Origin of the sequence: Kitasatospora sp. NPDC101183, from assembly GCF_044767945.1 — a bacterium.
GTDB lineage: Bacteria > Actinomycetota > Actinomycetes > Streptomycetales > Streptomycetaceae > Kitasatospora.
The window spans coordinates 45,039-66,402 of record NZ_JBIWOW010000001.1 but is presented as its reverse complement, the minus strand read 5'-3'; the positions used below and the strand labels follow the sequence as shown (position 1 = coordinate 66,402).

17 protein-coding genes are annotated in these 21,364 nt (G+C 73.2%); 11 read left to right on the top strand and 6 right to left on the bottom strand.

Translation table 11 applies throughout. From position 1 onward, the window contains the following. Positions 1-132: 132 nt before the first annotated feature. The 7 genes from ACIRRS_RS00295 to ACIRRS_RS00265 all read left to right on the top strand — a co-directional run bounded on the left by ACIRRS_RS00295 (position 133) and on the right by ACIRRS_RS00265 (position 9,408). Complete coding sequence (locus tag ACIRRS_RS00295; protein WP_402962544.1) at positions 133-1,665, top strand: DEAD/DEAH box helicase; 1,533 nt, start codon at positions 133-135, stop codon at positions 1,663-1,665. Positions 1,666-1,825: 160 nt separating this feature from the next. Beyond that, positions 1,826-3,814, top strand: coding sequence for a LamG-like jellyroll fold domain-containing protein (locus ACIRRS_RS00290; RefSeq protein WP_402962541.1), 1,989 nt, complete (start codon positions 1,826-1,828; stop codon positions 3,812-3,814). 112 nt (positions 3,815-3,926) lie between these two features. Then, positions 3,927-4,160, top strand: coding sequence for a serine protease inhibitor (locus ACIRRS_RS00285; protein WP_402962538.1), 234 nt, complete (start codon positions 3,927-3,929; stop codon positions 4,158-4,160). A 263-nt stretch (positions 4,161-4,423) separates the two neighbouring features. Then, positions 4,424-5,119, top strand: coding sequence for a DUF1062 domain-containing protein (locus tag ACIRRS_RS00280; RefSeq protein ID WP_402962535.1), 696 nt, complete (start codon positions 4,424-4,426; stop codon positions 5,117-5,119). 163 nt (positions 5,120-5,282) lie between these two features. Further along, positions 5,283-5,786, top strand: a complete 504-nt coding sequence (locus ACIRRS_RS00275) for an NUDIX domain-containing protein (protein ID WP_402962532.1) — start codon at positions 5,283-5,285, stop codon at positions 5,784-5,786. A 40-nt stretch (positions 5,787-5,826) separates the two neighbouring features. Next, positions 5,827-7,680, top strand: a complete 1,854-nt coding sequence (locus ACIRRS_RS00270; RefSeq protein ID WP_402962529.1) for a gamma-glutamyltransferase family protein — start codon at positions 5,827-5,829, stop codon at positions 7,678-7,680. A gap of 144 nt (positions 7,681-7,824) precedes the next feature. Further along, positions 7,825-9,408, top strand: coding sequence for an AMP-binding protein (locus ACIRRS_RS00265; protein ID WP_402962526.1), 1,584 nt, complete (start codon positions 7,825-7,827; stop codon positions 9,406-9,408). Between the two features lie 120 nt (positions 9,409-9,528). Here ACIRRS_RS00265 and ACIRRS_RS00260 read toward each other — a convergent pair whose 3' ends face one another. Next, positions 9,529-10,992, bottom strand: coding sequence for an MFS transporter (locus ACIRRS_RS00260; protein ID WP_402962523.1), 1,464 nt, complete (start codon positions 10,990-10,992; stop codon positions 9,529-9,531). 210 nt (positions 10,993-11,202) lie between these two features. On the opposite strand from ACIRRS_RS00260, the gene ACIRRS_RS00255 reads away from it, so the two are divergent. Beyond that, entirely contained in the window at positions 11,203-12,045 is an 843-nt protein-coding gene (locus ACIRRS_RS00255; RefSeq protein ID WP_402962520.1) for a helix-turn-helix domain-containing protein, read from the top strand. A 59-nt stretch (positions 12,046-12,104) separates the two neighbouring features. Then, positions 12,105-13,004 (top strand): siderophore-interacting protein, encoded by a 900-nt coding sequence (locus ACIRRS_RS00250; protein ID WP_402962517.1) that lies wholly within the window; start codon positions 12,105-12,107, stop codon positions 13,002-13,004. Between the two features lie 265 nt (positions 13,005-13,269). On the opposite strand, the gene ACIRRS_RS00245 is transcribed toward ACIRRS_RS00250, so the two are convergent. The 4 genes from ACIRRS_RS00245 to ACIRRS_RS00230 all read right to left on the bottom strand — a co-directional run bounded on the left by ACIRRS_RS00245 (position 13,270) and on the right by ACIRRS_RS00230 (position 17,421). After that, positions 13,270-14,427 carry a hypothetical protein gene (locus ACIRRS_RS00245; RefSeq protein WP_402962514.1) on the bottom strand — a complete coding sequence of 386 codons (1,158 nt, stop codon included), beginning with the start codon at positions 14,425-14,427 and terminating at the stop codon, positions 13,270-13,272. Between the two features lie 230 nt (positions 14,428-14,657). Beyond that, positions 14,658-16,028: an MFS transporter gene (locus ACIRRS_RS00240; protein ID WP_402962511.1), complete on the bottom strand. Its 1,371-nt coding sequence runs from the start codon at positions 16,026-16,028 to the stop codon at positions 14,658-14,660. Between the two features lie 110 nt (positions 16,029-16,138). Next, positions 16,139-16,498, bottom strand: coding sequence for an ArsR/SmtB family transcription factor (locus tag ACIRRS_RS00235; protein WP_402962508.1), 360 nt, complete (start codon positions 16,496-16,498; stop codon positions 16,139-16,141). 89 nt (positions 16,499-16,587) lie between these two features. After that, positions 16,588-17,421, bottom strand: a complete 834-nt coding sequence (locus ACIRRS_RS00230; RefSeq protein WP_402962505.1) for a helix-turn-helix domain-containing protein — start codon at positions 17,419-17,421, stop codon at positions 16,588-16,590. A 37-nt stretch (positions 17,422-17,458) separates the two neighbouring features. Between ACIRRS_RS00230 and ACIRRS_RS00225 the strand changes: the two genes are divergently transcribed. Together ACIRRS_RS00225 and ACIRRS_RS00220 are read left to right on the top strand one after the other, a co-directional pair. Further along, on the top strand, positions 17,459-17,887 hold the full coding sequence (locus tag ACIRRS_RS00225; RefSeq protein WP_402962502.1) for a hypothetical protein: 429 nt from the start codon (positions 17,459-17,461) through the stop codon (positions 17,885-17,887). A 168-nt stretch (positions 17,888-18,055) separates the two neighbouring features. Beyond that, complete coding sequence (locus ACIRRS_RS00220; protein ID WP_402962499.1) at positions 18,056-18,685, top strand: SDR family oxidoreductase; 630 nt, start codon at positions 18,056-18,058, stop codon at positions 18,683-18,685. A gap of 308 nt (positions 18,686-18,993) precedes the next feature. Here the strand turns inward: ACIRRS_RS00220 and ACIRRS_RS00215 are convergent, their stop codons facing one another. Further along, positions 18,994-20,991 (bottom strand): alkyl/aryl-sulfatase, encoded by a 1,998-nt coding sequence (locus ACIRRS_RS00215; protein WP_402962496.1) that lies wholly within the window; start codon positions 20,989-20,991, stop codon positions 18,994-18,996. Positions 20,992-21,364 lie beyond the last annotated feature (373 nt).

Genomic DNA, 21,364 nt, shown 5'->3' with positions numbered 1-21,364 from the left:
GTGACGCGCCGCACGGTTTCACCGTCCACGCCTCACCCGTCACACTTTTCGGCCCGTTCCCTTGCGGTCTCCGCGCTGCCCTGTGCCGCGGTGCCTTCCTCGTGACGTGCCGCCCCGAGGAAGGTCTCCCGCATGAACCGCTCCAGTCGCTCCCCCTACCAGAACGCCAACCCCCGCTCCGCTGCCGGCTCCCGCTCCGGTGGCAGCTCCTTCTACGGCGACCGGCCTGCCGGCGGCCGGCACTCCTCCGGGCGGAGCGCCCGTTCGGGACCGTCCCCGAAGGCGGAGTTCGCGATGCCGGTGAGCACCACCGCGGCGCTGCCGGCCGTCGAGTCCTTCGACGAACTGGACATGCCCGCCGCGCTGCTGTCGGTGCTGACCCGCCAGGGCGTCACCACGCCGTTCCCCATCCAGGCCGCGACACTGCCCAACTCGCTCGCCGGTCGCGACGTCCTGGGACGAGGCCGCACCGGCTCGGGCAAGACCATCGCCTTCGGCCTCGCCGTGCTGGCCCGCACCGCCGGGCGCAGGGCCGAGCCGCGCCGCCCGCTCGCCCTGGTGCTGGTCCCCACCCGCGAACTCGCACAGCAGGTCACCGAAGCCCTCACCCCCTACGCCCACGCGGTGCGGCTGCGGCTGGCGACCGTGGTGGGCGGGATGTCGATCGGCCGCCAGGCACACGCGCTGAACCGCGGGGCCGAGGTCGTGGTCGCCACCCCCGGTCGGCTCAAGGACCTGATCCAGCGCGGCGACTGCCGGCTGGACGAGGTTGCCGTCACCGTCCTCGACGAGGCCGACCAGATGGCCGACATGGGCTTCCTGCCCCAGGTCACCGAGCTCCTCGAGCAGGTCGCCGAAGGCTGCCAGACGATGCTGTTCTCCGCGACCCTGGACCGCAACGTCGACCGCCTGGTGCGCCGCTTCCTCAAGGACCCCGTCACCCACTCGGTGGACCCCTCCGCCGGGGCGGTCAGCACCATGGAGCACCACGTCCTGCACGTGCAGAACTTCGACAAGAACGCCACCATCGCCCACATCGCGTCCCGCGACGGCGGGGTGATCATGTTCACCGACACCAGGCACGGCGCGGACCGCCTGGTCGAGGACCTGCTCGCGAACGGGGTCAAGGCCGCCGCCCTGCACGGCGGCAAGTCCCAGCCCCAGCGCACCCGCACCCTGGAGCAGTTCCGCACGGGCCAGGTCACCGCGCTGATCGCCACGAACGTCGCCGCCCGGGGCATCCACGTCGACGGGCTCGACCTGGTCGTCAACCTGGATCCGCCGACCGACCACAAGGACTACCTCCACCGCGGTGGCCGCACCGCCCGGGCCGGCGAGTCCGGCACCGTCGTCACCCTCGTGCTGCCCAACCAGCGCCGCGCGATGGCCCGCATGATGGCCACGGCGGCCATCACCCCCGTCACCACCAAGGTCAGCGCCGGCGGCGAGGAACTGGCCCGCATCACCGGCGCCCGCGTGCCCACCGGCATCCCCACCGTGATCGCCGACCCCGTCGTGGAGCGGCCGCGCCGCAACTCCACCGCGAACCGCGGGCGGCGCGGCCGTCCCACCCGCACCGTCGACGACACTCACGCCACCTCCACCCGGGAGAACCAGGGCTCCGCCCGCCGTCGGGCCCCCAAGCGCGCCGCCCTCGCCGCGTAGCACCGCCGCCCCGGAACTCCCCGGCGGTATACGGTTCGGCGCCCACGGCCTGTCGGCGGTCGGCGGTTCGGCCGCTGTTCAGTGGCGCGTGGCTCGGCGGATGATCTGCGAACAGACCCGGTACGTACCGTCAGGGCCCACACCACTTCCGGGAGCGAACATGCACGACATCCACGAGTCCGGGCAGGCCTGCGGCTGCCCGCGGACGGCCGACCTCGACGGGGACGGACCGGCCGCGGCCGGCCGGCGCCGGTTCCTGCGCGGCGCCGGCCTGGTGGGAGCCGGGGTCGGGACGGCAGGGCTGGGCCTGCTCGGCGCGGCGCCGGCGTCGGCGGCCCCGGGGGACGCGTCGGAGAAGGCGAAGAAGGAGAAGAAGGGGAACAAGGCCAAGGGCGGGGGGCGTTGGCAGCCCGACCCGGACGCCCGGCGGTTCACCGTCGTCGTCATGCCGGACACCCAGTACCTGTTCGACCAGGACCGCATCCACCCGGCCCCGCTGGAGGCCTCGATCCGCTACGTGCTCGACGGCGGCGTCAACCGGGAGGACGGGACGGACGACAACATCGTCTTCCTGGCCCACCTCGGCGACGTCACCGAGAACGGGCTGGCCGTCGAGTACGCCGCCGTCACCAAGGTGTTCGGCCTGCTGGACGACGCCGGGGCGGCCTACGGCGTCCTCGCCGGCAACCACGACGTCCGCTCCTCGACCGACGACCGGCGCGGCAGCACCCCGTACCTGGAGACCTTCGGCAAGGAGCGCGCCGCCCGCACCTCCGGGTACCACGCCTCCAGCCCGGACGGCTACAACACCTGTCACATCTTCACGGCGGGCGGGCGGCCGTGGATGCTGCTCTCGCTGGACTGGCGGCTCTCGGACGCCGGTTTCGCCTGGGCCAACGCGGTGATCGCCGCCAACCCGAAGGTCCCGGTGATCCTGACCACCCACGACCTGGCGTACGCCGACGGCGGCGGCCGGGCCGAGCTGTCCGACTACGGCAAGAAGCTCTGGGACCGGCTGATCAGCGGCAACGACCAGATCTTCCTGACCGTCAACGGGCACTACTGGCCGCCCGGGCGGACGGTGCTGCGGAACAAGGCGGGCCACGACGTCCACGTCCACATCACCAACTACCAGGACCGCTACTACGGCGGCGCCGCGATGATCCGGGCGTACCGCTTCGACCTCGACCGGAACACCGTCGACGTGTCGACCTTCTCGCCGTGGATCCAGGAGATCGCGGCCGAGGAGCGCAACACCCTGGCCGCGCAGGAGGTCGAGCTGACCTCGGACGTGGACCGGTTCTCGCTCGCCATCGACTTCGACCGCCGCTTCGCCGGCTTCGCGCCCGTTCCGCAGCGCCCGGCCCGTCGGGCGGCCGAGCTGCTGGTCCGGGACACCGCGGCGTACTGGCGCTTCGACGGCGGCGGTGGCGACGGCACGGCCGTCTCCCCGCAGCAGGTCGTCAAGGACCTGACGGGGCAGGGCAACGACCTGCTCCCGCAGAGCGCCCCGGGCACCCCGGACGGCGCGCTCACCTGGTCCGCCGACCACCACCCGGACCAGCCGGGCCACGGCAGCCTGCTGTTCAAGGGCACCCGCTCGCCCGTCCACGGCGGCTACCTGCAGACCGTGCCCACCGCGCCGATCAACCGGGAGACCTTCGAGCGCGGATTCACCGTCGAGGCCTTCTGCAAGCTGCCCGCCGACTGGGACTCGGGGCAGAGCCGCTGGTCCGCGCTGCTCAGCCGGTGGGGGACGGCGAGCGAGGCGGGCCGCAGCGGTCCGGGGACGGACGCGGACGAGCCCGTCGTCACGCTCAGCGTCAGCGAGGCCCCCGCCCTCCAGTGGTGCGTCTACCCGGTCAACCAGACCGGGTCGTCCACCTGCTGGGGCCACCAGATGCCGCTGGACCGGTGGTGGCACGTGGCGGTGGTCAACGACGGGCGGCTCAGCCGGATGTACGTCGACGGCTGCGAGGTCGCCCGCAACCCGGCCACCCCGGCCGTCGGGCTGGCGACGCTGGGGCGGCCGTGGATGCTGGGCGGCTACTCCTACGCGGGCGTGCTGGACAAGGTGTTCCACGGGTACGTGGGCGACGTCCGGATCGTGCGGCGGGCGCTCCGGGTCGGCGAGTTCATGACCGCCTGACCACCCCGCCGCCCGCCTCGGGTACGCGGGCGTCCAACCACCGCCGGCGGTTGGACGCCCGCCGCGCGGGGCGCGGGGCTTGTCGATCTCCGCACGCGGGAAGTCTGCGGCCATGACCGACGACGAGATCGACCCCTTCAGCCCTGAACTCCTGCGCTCCTGGCCGCACCTCGTCGGTGTCGACGCCGACGAGGCGAAGGCCGTGATCGAGGCCGAGAATCCGGACCTGTCGGTTCAGCTCCTGCCACCGGGCTACGACATCCCGTGCGACCTCAGACTGGACCGGGTGTGGCTGCGCCATGACGCGGACACCCGCCTGGTCACACGGGTGCCGTGGGTCGGCTGACCCACCTGGCCGGCGGCCCGGGTGTCCGGGTGTCCGGGTGCGGGGAAAACCGGTTGCCGTGGGCCGCCGTCTCGATCATGATCGCCCGCATGGACTTTTGATGACTGCCACGTAGTACGTACCTGTCGCGCGATCGACCTCGGGGCCTGACGATCCGGCCCCGGGGCGATCGGTCGCGCCCCTCGTGAGCATCCGTCAGAGAGCGGGAGCCGCCGAGTGAGTTCGGCATGCCCTCCTGCTGAGTCCTGAAAGCAACCCAACACATGAATACCGACCGCAAGGCCCTGTGGGCCGTGCGTCAGTCCGCCCTGCCCACCGTCGCCCGGTCCTGCCCGGACTGCCCGGGCATGCGGCACCGCGCCTCGGGGAACATCCGCGTCAACGCGAGCGGCAAGCTGCTCGACGTCTGGCTGCTGTTGAGCTGCGCGACGTGCGACCGGACCTCGAAGGTGCCCGTCCACGAACGCGTCCACGTCTCGCGGCTGGAGCCGGCCCGACTGGTGGCGTACGAGACCAACAGCCCCGCAGCCGTACGAGAGTTGGTGACGAGCGCGTCACTCGCGGCGAAGAACCGGTACCGGCTCGACTGGACCGGGACGTGGGATCTGGAGACCCGGATGCCGCTGTACGCGCTCGACGACCCCAACCCGCTCACGGTGCAGGTGCGCTTCGAACTGCCCGTGCCGGTCCGGGTGGAGCGGCTGCTCCAGCTCGGTCTCGGCCTGAGCCGGGCCGAGGTGCGCCGTCTGGTCGCGGACGGGCGGATCCGCCTGCCGTTCGCCCCGGACGCCAAGGCGCACCAGGACTTCGACCTCACCATCCACGGACCCGGCTCCGTCGATGCGGCCAGGCACGCGAAGTCCCCCGACGCGCCCGCCGCCGAACGCACCGCCCTGGCCCGGATCGGGCTGCCGCCCGCACCCGGCCGTGAGCTCCCGCGCCGGGCCACGGCGCAGTAGGAGCGGTCAGGCGGCTCATGCGCGAAGCCGGGCCGCCCGCCGCGTGAACTTCTGCGCAGGCGGGCGGCCCGGATGGCGCCCTTCTGCAGATTCCGATCGACCGCGATCTTCGCGGTGACCGGCCGATATCCTCGTGACGGCGCTGAGACGGAAGGGGAGGACCATGGCTCGCGTACGAGTCGCGGTGTACGTCACGAGGCCCGGGGCGGGTGGGCCGGAACTGCTGTCGTTCGCTCACCGGGACTTCCCCGGTGCCGGGATCCAGGTGCCGGCGGGGGGAGTCGAGCCGGGGGAGGACCTGGAGAGTGCGGTGCGGCGCGAGTGCCTGGAGGAGACGGGGATCGCGGAGATCCGCGACCTGTACGCCCTCGGGGTCGACCAGTCGCCGCATCCGGAGACGGGGGTCGAGCGGGTCACGGTGTTCTTCCACGCCGAACTCGGCCGGGCGGCGCCCGATCAGTGGCGCCATGTCGTCGGCAGCGACGGCAACGGTGGCGTCGGTGCCGACGACGGGATGGTCTTCGACTGCCGCTTCGCCCCCCTCGGGGAGGTGGGCCCCACACTCGTGGACGGCCAGGACGGCTTCCTCGGGATGATTCCCGCACGGCCGCGCCTCGCGGACGGGTTCGGGCGGGTCGGGCTTTCAGAGCCGGGAGTCGCGGGGTAGTAACTCCGGGCAGCACGGGTCGAACCCAAGGAGGACGCGCATGTTCACCACCCGCCCCACCCTGCAGGGCACCTTCGGTATGGCGGCCTCGTCCCACTGGCTGGCCACCGCGGCGGCGATGGCGGTGCTGGAGGACGGCGGGAACGCCTTCGACGCCGCCGTGGCCGCGGGCTTCACGCTCCAGGTCGTCGAGCCGCACATGAACGGTCCGGCCGGTGAGGTGCCGATCATCCTCGCCCCGGCGGGGGGACGCCCGCAGGTGCTCTGCGGCCAGGGCGGGGCACCCGCCGGGGCGACCATCGGGCACTTCGCCTCGCTCGGCCTCGACGAGGTGCCCGGCACCGGGCCGTTGGCCGCCACCGTCCCCGGTGCGTTCGACGCCTGGATGCTGCTGCTCCGCGACCACGGCACCAAGCGCCTGTCCGAGGTGCTGCAGTACGCCATCGGCTATGCGGCGCACGGGTATCCGGCGCTGCCGGCCATCGGGGCGGCGGTCTCGGTGGTGCGCGAGCAGTTCGAGCGGCACTGGCCGAGCTCGGCGGCGCTCTACCTGCCGGACGGCCGCCCGCCCGCAGCGGGCGCGCTGATGCGCAACCCCCGCCTCGCCGACACCTGGAGGCGGTTGCTGGCGGAGGCGGAGGCCGCCGGAGCGGCGCGTGAGCAGCAGATCGAGGCGGCGCGGCGGGTCTGGCGGGAGGGGTTCGTCGCGGCCGCGCTGGCCGGGTTCGCCGCGCGGCCGGCGATGGACACCTCGGGCGTGCCGCACGCGGGGGTGCTCACGGGCGGCGATCTGGCGGCCTTCGAGGCGACGTACGAGGAACCGGTCGGTTACGAGTGGGGCGGTTGGACGGTGTGCAAGCCGGGGCTGTGGAGCCAGGGGCCGGTCCTCCTCCAGCAACTCGCGCTGCTCCCGGATGAGTTCGGACGGTCCGCCCCGGAGTACGGCAGCCCGGAGTACCTGCACGCGCTGATCGAGGGCGGCAAGCTGGCGATGGCGGACCGGGAGGCCTGGTACGGGGACAACACCGAACACGCCGACGTCACGGTGGCCGACCTGCTCGATCCCGCCTACAACGCCGAACGCCGCATGCTGATCGGCGAGTTCGCCTCGGCCGAGCTGCGCCCGGGCATGCCCGGCGGGCGGCTGCCACGGCTCGGCCGACACGCGGTCGCGGCCCCGGAGGCGGGTGACTGGGCGATGGCGCTCGGTGCGGGCGAGCCGACCGCCACCACCGGTCCGAGCACCTCCAGCGACCCGGGCACTCCCACCGTCGCCGCCGACGGGGCCACCAACGGCGACACCTGCCACGTCGACGTGGTCGACCGCTGGGGCAACATGGTCTCCGCCACGCCCAGCGGCGGCTGGCTGCAGTCCAGCCCCGTCGTCCCCGAGCTGGGCTTCCCGCTCGGGACGCGCCTCCAGATGGCCCACCTCGAACCGGGACTGCCCAACTCCCTCACCCCCGGCCGCCGTCCACGCACGACCCTGTCCCCCTCGCTGGCGCTGCGGGACGGCGAGCCCGTGCTGGCGTTCGGCACTCCGGGTGGGGACGCCCAGGACCAGTGGGGCCTGCACTTCTTCCTGGCCGTCGCCCTGCGCCCGTCGGTGCGTGGCGGCCTCGACCTTCAGGGCGCCGTCGACGCCCCGAACTGGCATCAGGAGGGCTTCCCGTCCTCGTTCCACCCGCACGCCACGGACCCGGCCCGGGTCGTCGTCGAGGAGCGGGTCGGCGCCGCCGTCATCGCCGAACTGCGTCGGCGTCGGCACCGGTTGCGGATCTCCGGGCCGTGGAGCGAGGGCCGCGTCTGCGCGGTGGCCCGCGATCCGCGCACCGGGCTCCTGTCGGCCGCCGCGGACCCGCGCGGCATGCAGGGCTACGCGGCCGGGCGGTGACCCGGCGGGCGGTGGGTGCGCCCGGCCACGCGTACAACCCGCCTCGGTGTGGGTAGTTGACGGAGGGCGAACAAGCCCTCCGTGCACGAGTCGCCCCGGAGCCGGGGCGACGCGTGCCTCCTCGTCACAAGGAGACCAGCAGCGATGAACACGTCCGAGGCGCGCCCGGCCGACCCCGCCGGCGACGGCGAACCCGAGTTCCGCAACTACGTGGAGACCGTCCTCGACGGACTGGCGGACGAACCGGGGCAGGCGGTCCTGGTCAGCGGCGAACGACGGCTCGGCGCCGCGGAGTTCCGCTCCCTCGTCCACCGGCTCGCCCGTGCGCTGCGCGAGCGGGGCGTGGAGCGCGGCCGCACCGTGACCCTGCTGTGCGGCAACATCCCGGAGACCGTCGCGGTCCGCTACGCCGTCAACCTGTTGGGCGCGCACTTCAACCACCTGTACATCCGGCTGGGCACCGACGTCCAGGCCCGGATCATGGCCGACGTCGAGACCTACGCCTTCATCGTCGACCCCCGCCTCGCCGAGCGCGCCGCGCTCCTCGCGGCCGCGGTGCCGGTCAAGCACGTCCTGGTCCTCGGCGAAACCGGCGACGGGGAGGCGGAGTTGGGCGACGACCTTCTCGCCCTGGCCGCGTCCCAGCCGGACGAGCCACTGGCCAGCGCCGCCCGGCCGGGCGACCTGTGCTTCATCCGCCACTCCGGCGGCACCACCGGCCACCCCAAGGGCATCCTCAGCTCCTTCGCCCGGATGCAGGGGAACTGGCTCAACGCCCTGATCACCGGTGAGCGGCGGCGGGACCTGGTGTGCACGCCTCTGTCGCACGCGGCCGGATTCATCGCCGACGGCACCCTCGCCAACGGCGGCACGGTCGTGCTCCACTACGGCTTCGACCCCGGCGAGATCCTGGCCACCGTCGCCCGCGAGCGCATCACCGACATCTTCCTGCTGCCCCCGCTGCTCTACCAGGTGCTGGACCACCCCGACGCCGGATCCACCGACCTCTCCAGCCTCCGCCAGATCACGTACGGGGGCACGCCCTCCTCGCCGGTGCGCATCGCCGAGGCGGTCCGCCGCTTCGGCCGGGTGTTCCAGCACGCCTACGGCCAGTTCGAGGCGGGCATCGTCAGCGTTCTGCCCGCCGCCGAGCACGACCCGGACCGCCTCGACCTGCTGCGCACGGCCGGCTCGCCGGCCGACGGCGTCGAGGTGGAGATCCGCGACGAGGCCGACCGCGCGGTCCCGGCCGGGCAGATCGGCGAGATCTGCGTCCGGTCCGAGTACGCGATGGAGGGCTACTGGAAGAACCCGGAGCTGACCGCCGAGGTCCTGCGGGGCGGCTGGGTGCACACCGGCGACCTCGGACGGCTCGACGAGCACGGCTACCTCGCCGTCGTCGACCGGATCAAGGACATGATCGCCGTCGTCGGTGGTCACGTGTACACCTCCGAACTCGAGGACTTCCTCCACACCCACCCCGGTGTACGGCAGTGCGCCGTCTACGGGGTGCGCGGTGAGGGCGGCCACGAACGCATCCACGCCACCGTGGTGCCCGACCCCGGGGCGGACGTGACGGCGCAGGAGCTGCGGACCCTGGTCCGCGACGGCCGGGGCGAGATGTACGTGCCCGACGTCGTCGACTTCGCCGATGTGCTGCCCCTCACCGACACCGGCAAGCCCGACAAGAAGGAACTCCGCCGCCTCGCCACCCCGGCGACCTCGTAGGCCCGGACCGTACGGGCCGTACGGTCCGTACGGCCCACGAGCCGTTACGGGGGCGGCGCGAGCGCGCGCCGCCCCCGTACGAGCCCGCAGGCGTCACGGACGGCCCCCGGCGCGGCCGCGTCAGCCGCCCCGCTTCGCGAGACGGGCCGTGGCGGGGAGGCCGACGAGCAGCAGGAGTCCGGCCGCCGCGGCGTAGGCGAGGTGGTGGCCGCGCAGCGGCAGGTCGCTGTGCCCCGCCGCGCCGACGGTCTGGGCGATCCCGGCGAGGACGGTGGGGCCGATGCCGCTGCCGATCTGCAGCGCGGTGGCCGTGACGGCCGAGGCGGTGCCGTGGGCCCGGTCCGGCACGTTGCGCAGGCCGGTGACGGTGATGGCGGGGAAGGCCAGGCCCTGCCCGATGCCGGTGACGATCAGGCCGGCCAGGACCGGGCCGCCGTAAGGGCTGTGTTCCCCCGCCGCGCACCACATCAGCACCCCGCCGGCGGTGAGCAGGAGGCCCGATGCCAGGAGCGGGCGTGGTCCGCGGGTCTTCATCAGCCGCCCGGAGACCAGCGCGGCGGCGGCGACGGCCACACTGACGGGAAGGACCGCGAGGCCCGAGGAGGCGGGGGACAGGCCGCGCACCTGCTGGAGGTAGAGCGGCAGCAGGAACAGCGAGCCGGTGACGCAGAAGTAGAACGCGCAGGCCACCACGGCGGCGGTTCGCACGCCGCGCGTGCGCAGCAGGTCCCGGTCCAGCAGGACGGCGGCCCCGCCGCGGGTGCGGACGCGGTTCCACCACGCGTAGGCGGTGGCCGCGGCGGCCGCCAGCATCGCGATCGCGAGCGGGCCGCCTCCGGGGCGGGAGCCCGTGTCCGCGCTGAAGACGGTCAGGGTGATCGCTGCCACCAGCGCGGTGGCCCCCACCAGGTCCAGGGGGCCCCGGCGCCGGTGTGCGCCCGGTGGCAGCCACCGCACGGCGGCCGCGGCGGTGAGGGCCGCCGCCAGGGCCTGCAGGGCGAACACCCAGCGCCAGCCGAAGGCGCTGGTGACCACACCGCCGAGGACCAGGCCGGCTCCGTAGCAGCCCGCCTGCGCGGCGGAGAACACGCCCAACGCCCGTGCGCGCGCCGGTCCGTCGGGATACACGGAGGTCAGCAGCGCGGTGGCCGCGGGCATGGTGATCGCCGCCCCCGCTCCCTGGAGGACGCGTCCCACCACGACCACCCAGAACTCGGGTGCGGCGAACGCCAGCGCGGCGCCCGCCGCCACCGTCGCCAGGCCGGCGACGAGCACCCGCCGGCGCCGGAGCCGGTCCGCCATGGCCCCGCCGCACAGCAGCAGACCCGCGAACGCGAGTGCGTAGCCGGTCACCGCCCAGGACAGGTTCTGCGCCGACGTACCGAACCGCGCGCCCACCGAGGGAAGAGCACTGTTGAGTACGGCGACGCCGCCGGCGTCCAGGCCGGCCGCCGCGCTCAGCACCGCCAGGGGCGCGTACCGGACGGGCGCCGGAGCGCCGGACACCGACGAGGACGAAACGGGCGAGGACAGGGCGGGCGAGGACAGGGCGGGCGAGGACGGTTCACCGGGACGTGCGGGCATGTGCGGGCTCCAGGGACGAGGACGCGCGGACCCACCGGCGCGGCCGATCCGGCCCGCCGGTGACCGGGGCCGCCCGCGTCGTGCGGCACCAGCGGCAGCCAGTCTGAGCGGCGGCGCGCACCCCGACGAGACACCGCCGCGGGCAGGCACCGCCGGGGGTGGCCCTGCCAGGGCTACCCCCGGTCGTGGGAGCGGGCCGATACTCGACGCATGGCACCGTCCGCGGCACTCCCCGAACTGGCCCACTTCCTCCGTACACGCCGGGCCCGGCTGACCCCGGAAGCCGCCGGACTGCCCCGGACCAGCTCCCGCCGCCTGAACGGACTGCGCAGAGCCGAGGTCGCCACCCTCGCGGGCATCAGCCCGGAGTACTACACCCGGCTCGAACAGGGCCGTCAGCGGCGGCCTTCCCCCGATGTCCTGGATGCCCTCGCCGGCGCCCTGCAACTCGACGCCGACGCTCGCCGACACCTCCACCGCCTCGCCACCGGCGGCCCGACACACCAGGCCGGCCCGGTCGCCCGTACGGTCCCGGGCGTCCCGGAAGCGACCCTGCGGCTCCTCGACTCCCTCACCCCGTGGCCCGCACACGTGGTCACCCCCATGCGCGACATCCTCGCGTGGAACGACGCCGAGGCCTGGCTGCTCCTCGACTACGCCGAACTCCCGTCCGCGCACCGGAACTTCGCGTGGTTCGTCTTCTGCGACCCCCGGGCGCCCCGACTCCTCACGGACTGGGAGAAGACGGCGCGCGGCAACGTGCACCGCCTGCGCCACGCGCTGGCCGCCGATCCGCGCAACGAACGCGGCAGGCGGCTGGTGGCCGACCTCACCGCGCGCAGCAGCCGTTTCGCCCAGATCTGGGAGGAGCACGACGTCCGTGGACCGGCCACCGGAAGCCACGGATTCCGCCATCCACGGGCAGGACGGCTCGACCTGGACTACACCGCCTACGTCATCCCCGGCACCGATGGCCTCGAACTCGTCGTCCTGACCGCGGAGGAGGACTCGCCCACCCACGAGGCGCTGAAGCAGGCCGCGGCGGAACGCTGAGGGCCGCACTCCGGGCTGAAATTAGGTTAGCCTCACCTAAGGTCGAAGGTGTCGGCGGCGTGCGCCCGTCACGCTCACGGCACCCGCCCGCACGCCCGAAGGAGGCCACCCTGTCCACCGTCACCGCCCCCGCCCGCTTCGCGCTCTTCCCCCTGCGCGTCGCCCGCACCACGGCGCTCACCCCGCACCTCGTCCGGATCACGCTCACCGGCGAGAGCCTCACCGGGTTCGTCAACGGCGGCCTCGACCAGCGGATCAAGCTGCTGCTGCCGCTCCCCGGCCAGTCCGAGCCCGTGATCCCGCCGGGCGACGGCGAGTTCGGCTGGTACCACAGCTGGCGGGAGATGCCGCTGGACGAACGCCCGGTGCTGCGCACCTACACCGTGCGAGGCCAGCGCCACGACCCCGACGAGATCGACATCGACATCGCCGTGCACGGCGACCTCGGCCCGGGCTCGGCCTGGGCCGCCAAGGCCGCGCCGGGCGACCGGGTCGTGGTCTACGGGCCGGCCGTCGAGCAGGCGGGCGGCGTCGAGTTCAGGCTCCCCGCCGGGGCCGACTGGCTCCTGCTGGCCGGGGACGAGTCCGCGCTGCCGGCCATCGCCGCCATCCTGGAGGACCTGCCCGAGGGCCTGCCGGTCCGGGTCTTCGCCGAGGTGGACGGGCCGGAGGAGGAGGGCTACCTCCCGGCCGGGCGTCCGGACAGCGAGACGGTGTGGCTGCACCGCCGTGACGGCGCGCCGAGTCTCCCGGAGGCGGTGGGCGCCGCCGCCCTGCCGGACGGGGAGCCGTACGCGTGGATCGCCGGGGAGGCGTCCGCCGTACGGGAAATCCGTCGGCACCTGGTACGGGAGCGGGGCATGGACCGGCGCGCGGTCTGCTTCATGGGGTACTGGAGGGCCGGGAGCAGCGAGGACCAGCGGGCCGAGGACGGCGCGGGCGACGATACGGGCGACTGAGCCCGGTCCCCGGCACGGGCCGGGGCGGGCGCACACCCGCCCCGGCGCCGGGGCGGCCACTCCTGGAGGAACGTCTCGGTGAAGCCGGTGCCGCTGGAGCCGAGCGTGCTGGTCCGGGCCTCGTAGCCGACGTTCGAGCTGGGGTCGAGCGCGACCGGGCCGAACCATCCGAGGTGGGTCCGTTTCACTGTGCTGCTCCGGTGACAACGGCGACGCCCCGGCCACGTCAGTGCCCGGGGCGTCACCCGTCTCCCGTCCGACCGGGTCAGTGCAGGAGTTCGAGCGTGTTGTCGACGTTGTTGACGAAGTAGACCGCGTCGTGATCGGGGTCGAGGGCCAGGCCGAACAGTGCGCCCGCACCCGGCGGGGTGCCCTCGCTGTTGATCTGCTTGACCGCCACCTGTTCGCCGGCTTCGGTGGTCTCGACGATGTTCCCGTCGCCCGCGTTGACCGTGAGGATGTCGCCACCGGGGGCGACGACCAGGCCCAGCGGGCCGTTCAGGTTGCCGCCGGTGCTGACGATCCGCCCCAGGCCGGCGCTGTCGGTGCGGGTCAGTGCGTGCGGCAGCGCGGTGATCCGGCTCAGGACGGTGTCGGCGACGAAGAGCGTGCCGTCCCGGCCGAGGCCGACACCGGTCGGGCCCACCACCAGCGCGGCCGGGTCGGTGCGTTCCGGGAAGCCGGAGCCGATCTCGGTGGTGGCCACGCGGGCGGGCGGGGCGTCGCCCTCGGTGCACAGGGTGATCCGCAGCACGGTGCCCCGGTCGACCTCCGCGCCGCCGCCGGCGACCGTGCCGTTGAGCACGTTGGTGACGAACAGTTCGCTCTGGGTCCGGTGTTCGCCGTGTTCCCCGCGCCGGTCGAAGCTGACCGCGGTCATGTCCCACGGCCCGTTGATGCCATCACCGGCGAACGTCTCGCGCACCGTGCCGTGCTTGTCGAGCACCAGCAGGCAGCCGGCCTGGGCGGTGGCGGAGGTGCCGTCGGTGGTGGGCAGGCTGCCCACCACGACCCAGCCTCCGGGCAGCACGGTCAGTGCGGTGGTCAGGCCGACGCCGCCGGGGCAGGGGCCGGGCAGGTTGTTCGGGTCGATGGTGGCGAAGGTGCTCGCGGTGCCGTCCGGGGCGATCTGGACCAGGGTGGTGCCCCGGCCCTGCTCGCCGGCGGGCGGGTTCGCCGAGTTGTTGAAGTTGCTGACCAGGACGGAGCCCCGGTGCAGGTCGCCGATGCTCTCCCGGAGGGTGAACGTGCCGTACGGGTTCACGTCGCCGTTGGCCGGGACGGTGGACGCGACGGGCGACACGGTGGTCAACCGGTCCAGGAACGGCGGGTGGTCCGCCGCGTGCGCGGGCGGTGCGGCGGCGGTGAGGCCGATGGTCAGCGCGGCGGTGGCCAGCGCGCTCGGACATGCCCGAAGTCTCATGTACTGCCTCCTGGAGGGGCGGGTCCGGACGCCCGGGACGGGACCGGCGGACCCGAGAGAACGCTCAGCGGCCCCCCAGGAGGCCACGCTAGGCGCGCACCGGCGCCGCTCGCCCGGCGGAGTCGGCCGAATGCCGGTGCGCCGGAGGGTGGCACCTGGCCTCCACGGGTACGTCGAACGGGCTCTGCTGCCGGGCCGCGAACCCGCCTGAGCAGGAAGCGCTCGGGCTGTCAGTGGCCCGCGGCCGCGCGGCCGCGGGCGGCGTGCGGCCAGGCGCTGTGGTGCTGGTCGATGACGTAGCGGTGGCCGTGCTCAAAGCCGCCGCGGGCCTGGTGGGCGCCCGCGAGGTGCGGGTGGTCGGCGGGCAGGTCGGTGTGCACGTGCTCGAAGGCCTGAGGGTCGTGCCTGGGCCACAGCACCACCGCGCCGAGGGCCGCGGCGAGCGCGATGACACCGAGAACGAGGGCGGTGACCGGCAGCCCGGCCGCGGCGGCGACCCAGCCTGCCAGCGGGTAGGTCAGCAGCCAGCAGGCGTGGGAGAGCGAGAACTGGGCGGCGAACGCGGCAGGCAGATCGGCGTCGGCGGCCGAGCGGCGGATCACCCGCCCGCCGGGGGTGAGCACTGCGGAGCCGGCCGCCCCGATCAGCGCCCAGGCCGCCAGCAGGGCGATCCACGTGCCCGTGCCCGCCGGCGCGGCGGTGATCGCGGTGACGGCGGCGAGGATCGCGGGCAGGGCCAGGGCGGCGGGCAGCATCACCCGGCGGTCGCTCGCCTTCGCCAGCAGCCGGGGCAGCAGCAGCGCGGTGATCATCGAGCCCGCGCCGTAGGCGCCCAGGGCCAGCGAGACCGCCCCGGCCGGACGGTGGAAGTGCTCGCGCACCACGACGACCGTGTTCACGAACACGATCGCGCCGGCGGCGGCCACCGCCAGGTCGAGCGCGAGCAGTGCCCGCAGCCGGGGTGTGGCCCAGAACAGCCGGGAGCCGAAAGCGGCCTTGGCGTACACACCGCCGCCGCGCTCGGCCGGGGCCGCCTTGGGCAGAACCGACGAGACGACCAGGGCGGCGGAGGCGAGGAAGCCGAGCGTGGTCCCGGTGAACAGCCAGCCGTACGACACCACGCTCAGCAGCACGGCGGCCAGGGCCGGGCTGAACAGCGACTCCAGGTCGTAGGCGAGCCGGGACATCGACAGCGCCTGCGTGTAGTCCTTCTCGGCGGGCAGCACCTCGGGGATGGTGGCCTGGAAGGTCGGGGTGAAGGCGGCGGAGGCGGCCTGGAGCAGGAAGACCGTGACGTAGATCTGCCAGACCTGGTCGACGAACGGCAGGGCGACGGCGACACCGGCCCGGGTGAGGTCCATCGCCACCAGCAGCGCCCGCCGCGGTATGCGTCCGGCCACCGCGCCCGCGAGCGGGGCGATCGTCACGTAGGCGACCATCTTGATCGCCAGCGCGGTGCCCAGCACCGCCGAGGCGTTGGCGCCCGCGAGGTCGTAGGCGAGCAGCGACAGGGCCACCGTGGCCAGGCCCGTGCCGACCAGGGCGACGACCTGGGCGGTGAACAGGTGGCGGTAGGTGCGGTTGCGCAGTACGGACAGCATCGGGCCCCGTCCTTGGTTCGGCGTGCGGTCGACACCTCCAGCATAGGCAACATGTGCACACATCTGCACATGTTGAGGAGGAGTCGGCGGCGGACGGGGTGCGGGTGGGGTCAGTCGTGCGGCGGCAGGGAGCCGATCTGGTGGTCGGCGACGTTCAGGGCCTCGTCGACCAGGCGGCGCAGGTGGCCGTGGCGCAGTGCGTAGACGACGTGGCGGCCTTCCTTGCGGGTGGTGACCAGGCCGGCCAGCCGCAGCTTGGCCAGGTGCTGGCTGACCGAGGTGCGGGCGGCGCCCGTCGACCGGACCAGGGTGGTCACGTCGGCCTCGCCGCGGCCGAGCCGCTCCAGCAGGGCCAGCCGGGTGCGGTCGGCGAGCAGTCCCAGGACGGCGGCGGCAACCTCCAGGCGCTCGCCACCCTCGGGCGACTGCTGCGAGGGATGTGCAGATGCGGCCTGCGTGCTGGTGCTCACCAGAGCATCGTAGAGGGCTTCGGGGGTGCGCGCGTGCGCACATGACCGAGAGCCGGCCTCGGAGTATCAGGTGGCAGAGCGGGCGAACCTCAGCGGCGGTCGTGGTGCCGGCCGGGCTGGGCCGAACGGGCGGGCTCTCCGGCGTCCGGGGGAGCGGGTGTGGAGGGCTGGGTGGTGACCCAGGAGGCCAGGAAGGCCAGGGCTTCGTGACTGGGGGTGCCCGGTTCCGCCGTCCAGACGACGATCTGCTGGTCCGGATCGGTGGCGCAGGCGAGCGTCTCCCAGTCCAGGGTCAGTTCTCCGACGAGCGGGTGGTTGAGCTTCTTGACGCCGGCGGTCTGGGCGGCGACGTTGTGGGCGGCCCACCACTGACGGAAGTGGCTGTCCTTGATGGCCAGGTCGCCGACCAGTTCGCTCAGCCGCGGGTCGTCCGGATGGCGTGCGGCTTCCATCCGCAGGAAGGCGACACAGTCCGGCGCCATGGCCTCCCAGTTCCCGTAGCGCTCCCTGATCTCGGAATCGGAGAAGACGAGCCGGGCGTAGTTGCGCTGCTTGTCGGGAAGCCGGGAGAAGTCGGTCAGCAGGGCCGCGGCGAGCGGGTTCCAGGCCAGGATGTCCATCCGGCGGCCGAGGATGATCGCGGGTGCGCCGAGCAGGTCGAGGAGGCGCAGGGTCTGCGGCCTGACCTTCTGCGTGTGCGGGCGGCGCGGGCGCGGAGCGTCCTTGCCGGCCAGTTCGAGGAGGTAGGACCGCTGGTCCTGGTTCAGGCGCAGCACTGTCGCCAGGGTCGCCAGGACGGGGGCGGACGCCTTGAGGCGGCCCTGCTCGACCCGGGTGTAGTACTCGACGCTGATGGAGGCGAGCTGGGCGACCTCCTCGCGGCGCAGGCCGGGAACGCGCCGGTGCCGGCCGTCGGAGGGCAACCCGAGCGTCTCGGGGCTCAGTTCGGCGCGCCGCGCCTTGAGGAACTGGCCGAGTCGTTGCGGTTCGCGTCCGTGCCCATGGGCCCACAAGGCCGGGGAGCTCGGCCTCGTCCCGCCGCTGCACATCGACGTCGCGGAAGCCACCGAGTACTACAAGACGCCGCGTGGCGCCCACCCGCACGGGACCAACCTGTGGTCGTTCTCCTCGATGGCGTCCACCGTCTGGTTCGACGCCTACCACCTGGCGGACAAGCTGCTGACCCAGCCGCTGCTGCTCGTCGTCGGCAACAAGCCGGGCGAGTTCGGCGCCTACCGCGACGCGCACACGGTCTTCGACCTCGCCGCGTCCAAGGACAAGGAACTGCTCATCATCCCCGACGTCTCGCACTACGACCTCTACGACAAGCCCGAGGCGGTCGGGCCCGCGCTGGAGGCCCTCATCCCGTTCTTCAGCAAGCACCTCTGAGCAAGGCCTGTCCTCCGCACAGGCCCGGTCGCGTCCCCGTACTGCGCCGACCCGACGAGTACGGCCTCGCCTACGAGGACGTCACCTTTCCCTCCCAGGACGGCACCCCGCTGGAGGGCTGGTTCACCTCCCACCTCGCCTGACCCACTGCCCGCGAAAGGGATCATCATGACCAACGTCCTCGTGCTCGGTGCGTCCGGGCAGATCGCCTCCTGGGCCATCGACATGCTCGCCGACCAGGGCGCAACGCTGACGCTCTTCGCCCGCAACAAGAACCACATCGGCACCGTTCCCGCCGGTGCGACCGTGATCGAGGGTGACGCGACCAACCGTGCGGCACTCGCCGAAGCAGTGCGCGGACAGGACGTCGTCTACGCGAACCTCGCCGGAAACATCGACGAACAGGCCCGGGCCATCGTCGCCGCCATGGAAGCCGAGGACGTCAAGCGCCTGATCTTCGTGACCGCGCTGGGCATCCACCAAGAGGTGCCCGGAGAGTTCGGCCGCTGGAACCGCGCCACCATCGGCGCCTCCACGCTCGACACCTACGCGGCCGCCTCCGACACGGTCGAAGCATCGTCGCTCGACTACACCGTGCTGCGCCCGGCCTGGCTCTCCGACGCCGACGAGGTCTCCTACGAACTCACCCAGCGCGACGAGCCGTTCAAGGGCACCACGGTCTCCCGCAAGAGCGTCGCCGCGCTCGTCGCCGACCTCGTCGCCCACCCCGGCGAGCACGTGCGCGAGAACCTCGGCGTGAACAAGCCCGGCACCGACGGCGACCGCCTCGTCTGGTAGGAGTGACCGAGCCGCCCTCACCGAGGCCGTCCTCGCCCCCGAGCGTGAGATCAAGGCGCGGGCCCCGCGCCGTCACCGTTCACCGTCGACACGACGAAGCGGCTTCGTCGCAGCACGTGGGCGGCATCGGTGGAGCTGCTGGGGTGGGTGCGGATGCGACGGCCCGTGCCGCCGAGCGGAGCGGCACGGGCCGTCGCCGGAGCAGGCTCTCGGGTCCTGTCCCGGTTGAATCCGCCGTCGCCGCCCACGAACGCGGTGGCCCAGCGAGCCGCCGGCCGGGCGTACGGGTTCGTGGTGCGGCGGAGGACTCAGGGGGTGGTGAGGCCGAACCAGTACTCGAAGGTGTCGAGCAGCCCGGTGAGGGTGTCGAGGGGTTCGAGGGTGCCGGCGGTGACGGTGAGGTCGCCGTCGGCCTGGAGCTGCTCGGGGGTGGCGGTGCCGACGGCGAGGTTGTTCAGGCCGGCACGGGTGACGGTGTAGGTGGCGTCGGCGGTGTCGGACACCTCCCGGGGGGTGTAGACGAGGACACCGTTGCGCACCCGGACGGTGCATCGGTGCGGGTCGCCGTGCAGTCCGTCGGTGATGGTGAAGCCGAGGGTGAGGGGGTGGTCGGCGGCCTCGGGTCCGTTGAGGCGGATGCCGACGTAGTCGAAGAGCATTTCCAGCGTCATGGCCGCCAGGACGGGCTCGGTGATGATTTGCGGGGAGGGCAGCCCGGGGGTGCCGTCGGCGGGCCGGGTGCGCAGTTCGTGGGCGGCGGCGAGGTAGAAGTTGCGCCAGGGGCCGCTCTCGGCCTGGTAGCCGAGCTGTTCCAGGACGTCGGCCTCCAGCAGCCGGGCCTCGACGTGGGTGGGGTCGGCGAAGACGGCGTGGCTGAGCAGTTCTGCCGCCCAGCGGTAGTCCTCGGCGCTCTTGGCGTCGTCGAAGGCCTGCCGGGCGAGCTCGACGACCTTCGCCGTGCCGCCCAGCGCGTCGACGTAGCGGGAGCCGGCCTGCTCGGGGGGCAGGGTGTGGAGGTGGGCGGCGTTGCCGTCGTACCAGCCGAGGTAGCGCTGGTAGACGGCCTTGCTGTCGTGGTTGACGGTGCCGTAGTAGCCGCGGTTGAACCACTGCCCGGTCAGGCTGTCGGGCATGTCGCCGTCGAGGTCCTCGCCGATCTCGGTGATCGTCCGGCCGTGGTTGGCCAGGCGCAGCGACTGGTCGTGGAGGTAGCGGTAGAGGTCGGCCTGGCTGGTGAGGAAGGAGACGATCGCGTCCGGGGTCTCCGCGGTGTTCCAGCGGGGCCAGAAGTGGCTGGCGAAGAGCGTCGTCGAGCGCTCGCCGTACCACTCGATCGACTGGTTGAGGTACTGGGACCACGCCTTGGCGTCGCGGACCTGGGCGCCGCGCAGACTGTAGAGGTTGTGCAGGGTGGGCGTGGCGTTCTCGGCCATGCAGAGGGTCTGCACGTCGGGCAGGTAGAAGTTGAGCTCCGCCGGGGCCTCGGTGCCGGGGGTGAGCTGGAACTCCAGGTTGATCGGCCCGAAGGTGAGGACGTTGCCCCTCACGGCGGTGTCCGAGGTGATGGTGACCGTCGGGGCCAGCAGCCCCGAGGCACCGGCCGAGTTGGTCTTGCCCAGGCCGGCGTCAACCTGCCCCTGGGCGGAGCGCTCCAGGAGCGTGCCGTACATGAACAGCGCCCGGCGCTGCATGGCGTTCCCGGCGTAGACGTTCTCGCTGACCGCGTGCTCCAGGAACCCGTCGGGGGCGATGACGTCGACCTCGGCCGGCAGGACGCCGTCCTCGAAGAGGCCGAGCACGCCGCCGTAGTGGTCGAGGTGGGAGTGCGTGAAGATCACCGCACAGATCCTGCGGTCCTCGCCGCGGTGCGCCCGGTAGAGGTCGAGGGCGACCTTGGCGCACTCCTCGCTGATCAGCGGGTCCACCACCACGATGTCCCGGGAGGCGCCGGTGGGGTCCTCCAGGAAGCTGATGTTGGACAGGTCCATCCCGCGGACCTGGTAGACGGCGTTCTCGACGACCTCGAACAGGCCGGTGTTCATGTTCAGCAGCGCGTTGCGCCACAGACTGGGGTTGACGGTGTCCGGCGCCTGCCCCGTCAGGAACGCGTACGGGCCCAGGCGCCACGCGGGAACCTCGCTGCCGGCCCGGTCGACGGTGAGATCGGCGGGCAGCGCCTGGATGAGCCCGCGGGCGGCGAGCGCCGCCTCCGGGTCCTGGTCCGGCGACGGCACGGGAATCGCGGCGTTCAGATCCGCCGTCAGCGAGGTCGCGGGCCGGGGCTCGCGGTGTACGGAACCGGTCAAGGTCTTTCCCTTCGTACGGCCGGGCGTGCCGGCACGGACTGGGTCTCCCGATGATCGCGGGCAGGCCTGCTCACGGATGGAAGTCGTACGAACGCAGGCCGTGATCGCTCCGCGCACAGAGCATGCCAGCCTGTGACGGCCGTCACCAGAGCGAGAACAGGCCACGCCCCGCCGCACCCGTCGGCCCTGGCCTGTTCTCCATCGGCGCACGACGAGCGCACGACGGGGTGCACGACCGCGACAGCCCTCGTGGCGACGGCGTTCGAGTACGGGTGTCGGGCGCCGTGCGCCGGGCGTCGCTCGGGCAGGCCCGTCCACCTCGAGGCCGGTCCGGTCGGCGAAGCACGGCCCTGGGGAGCGCCTCGCTACAGTC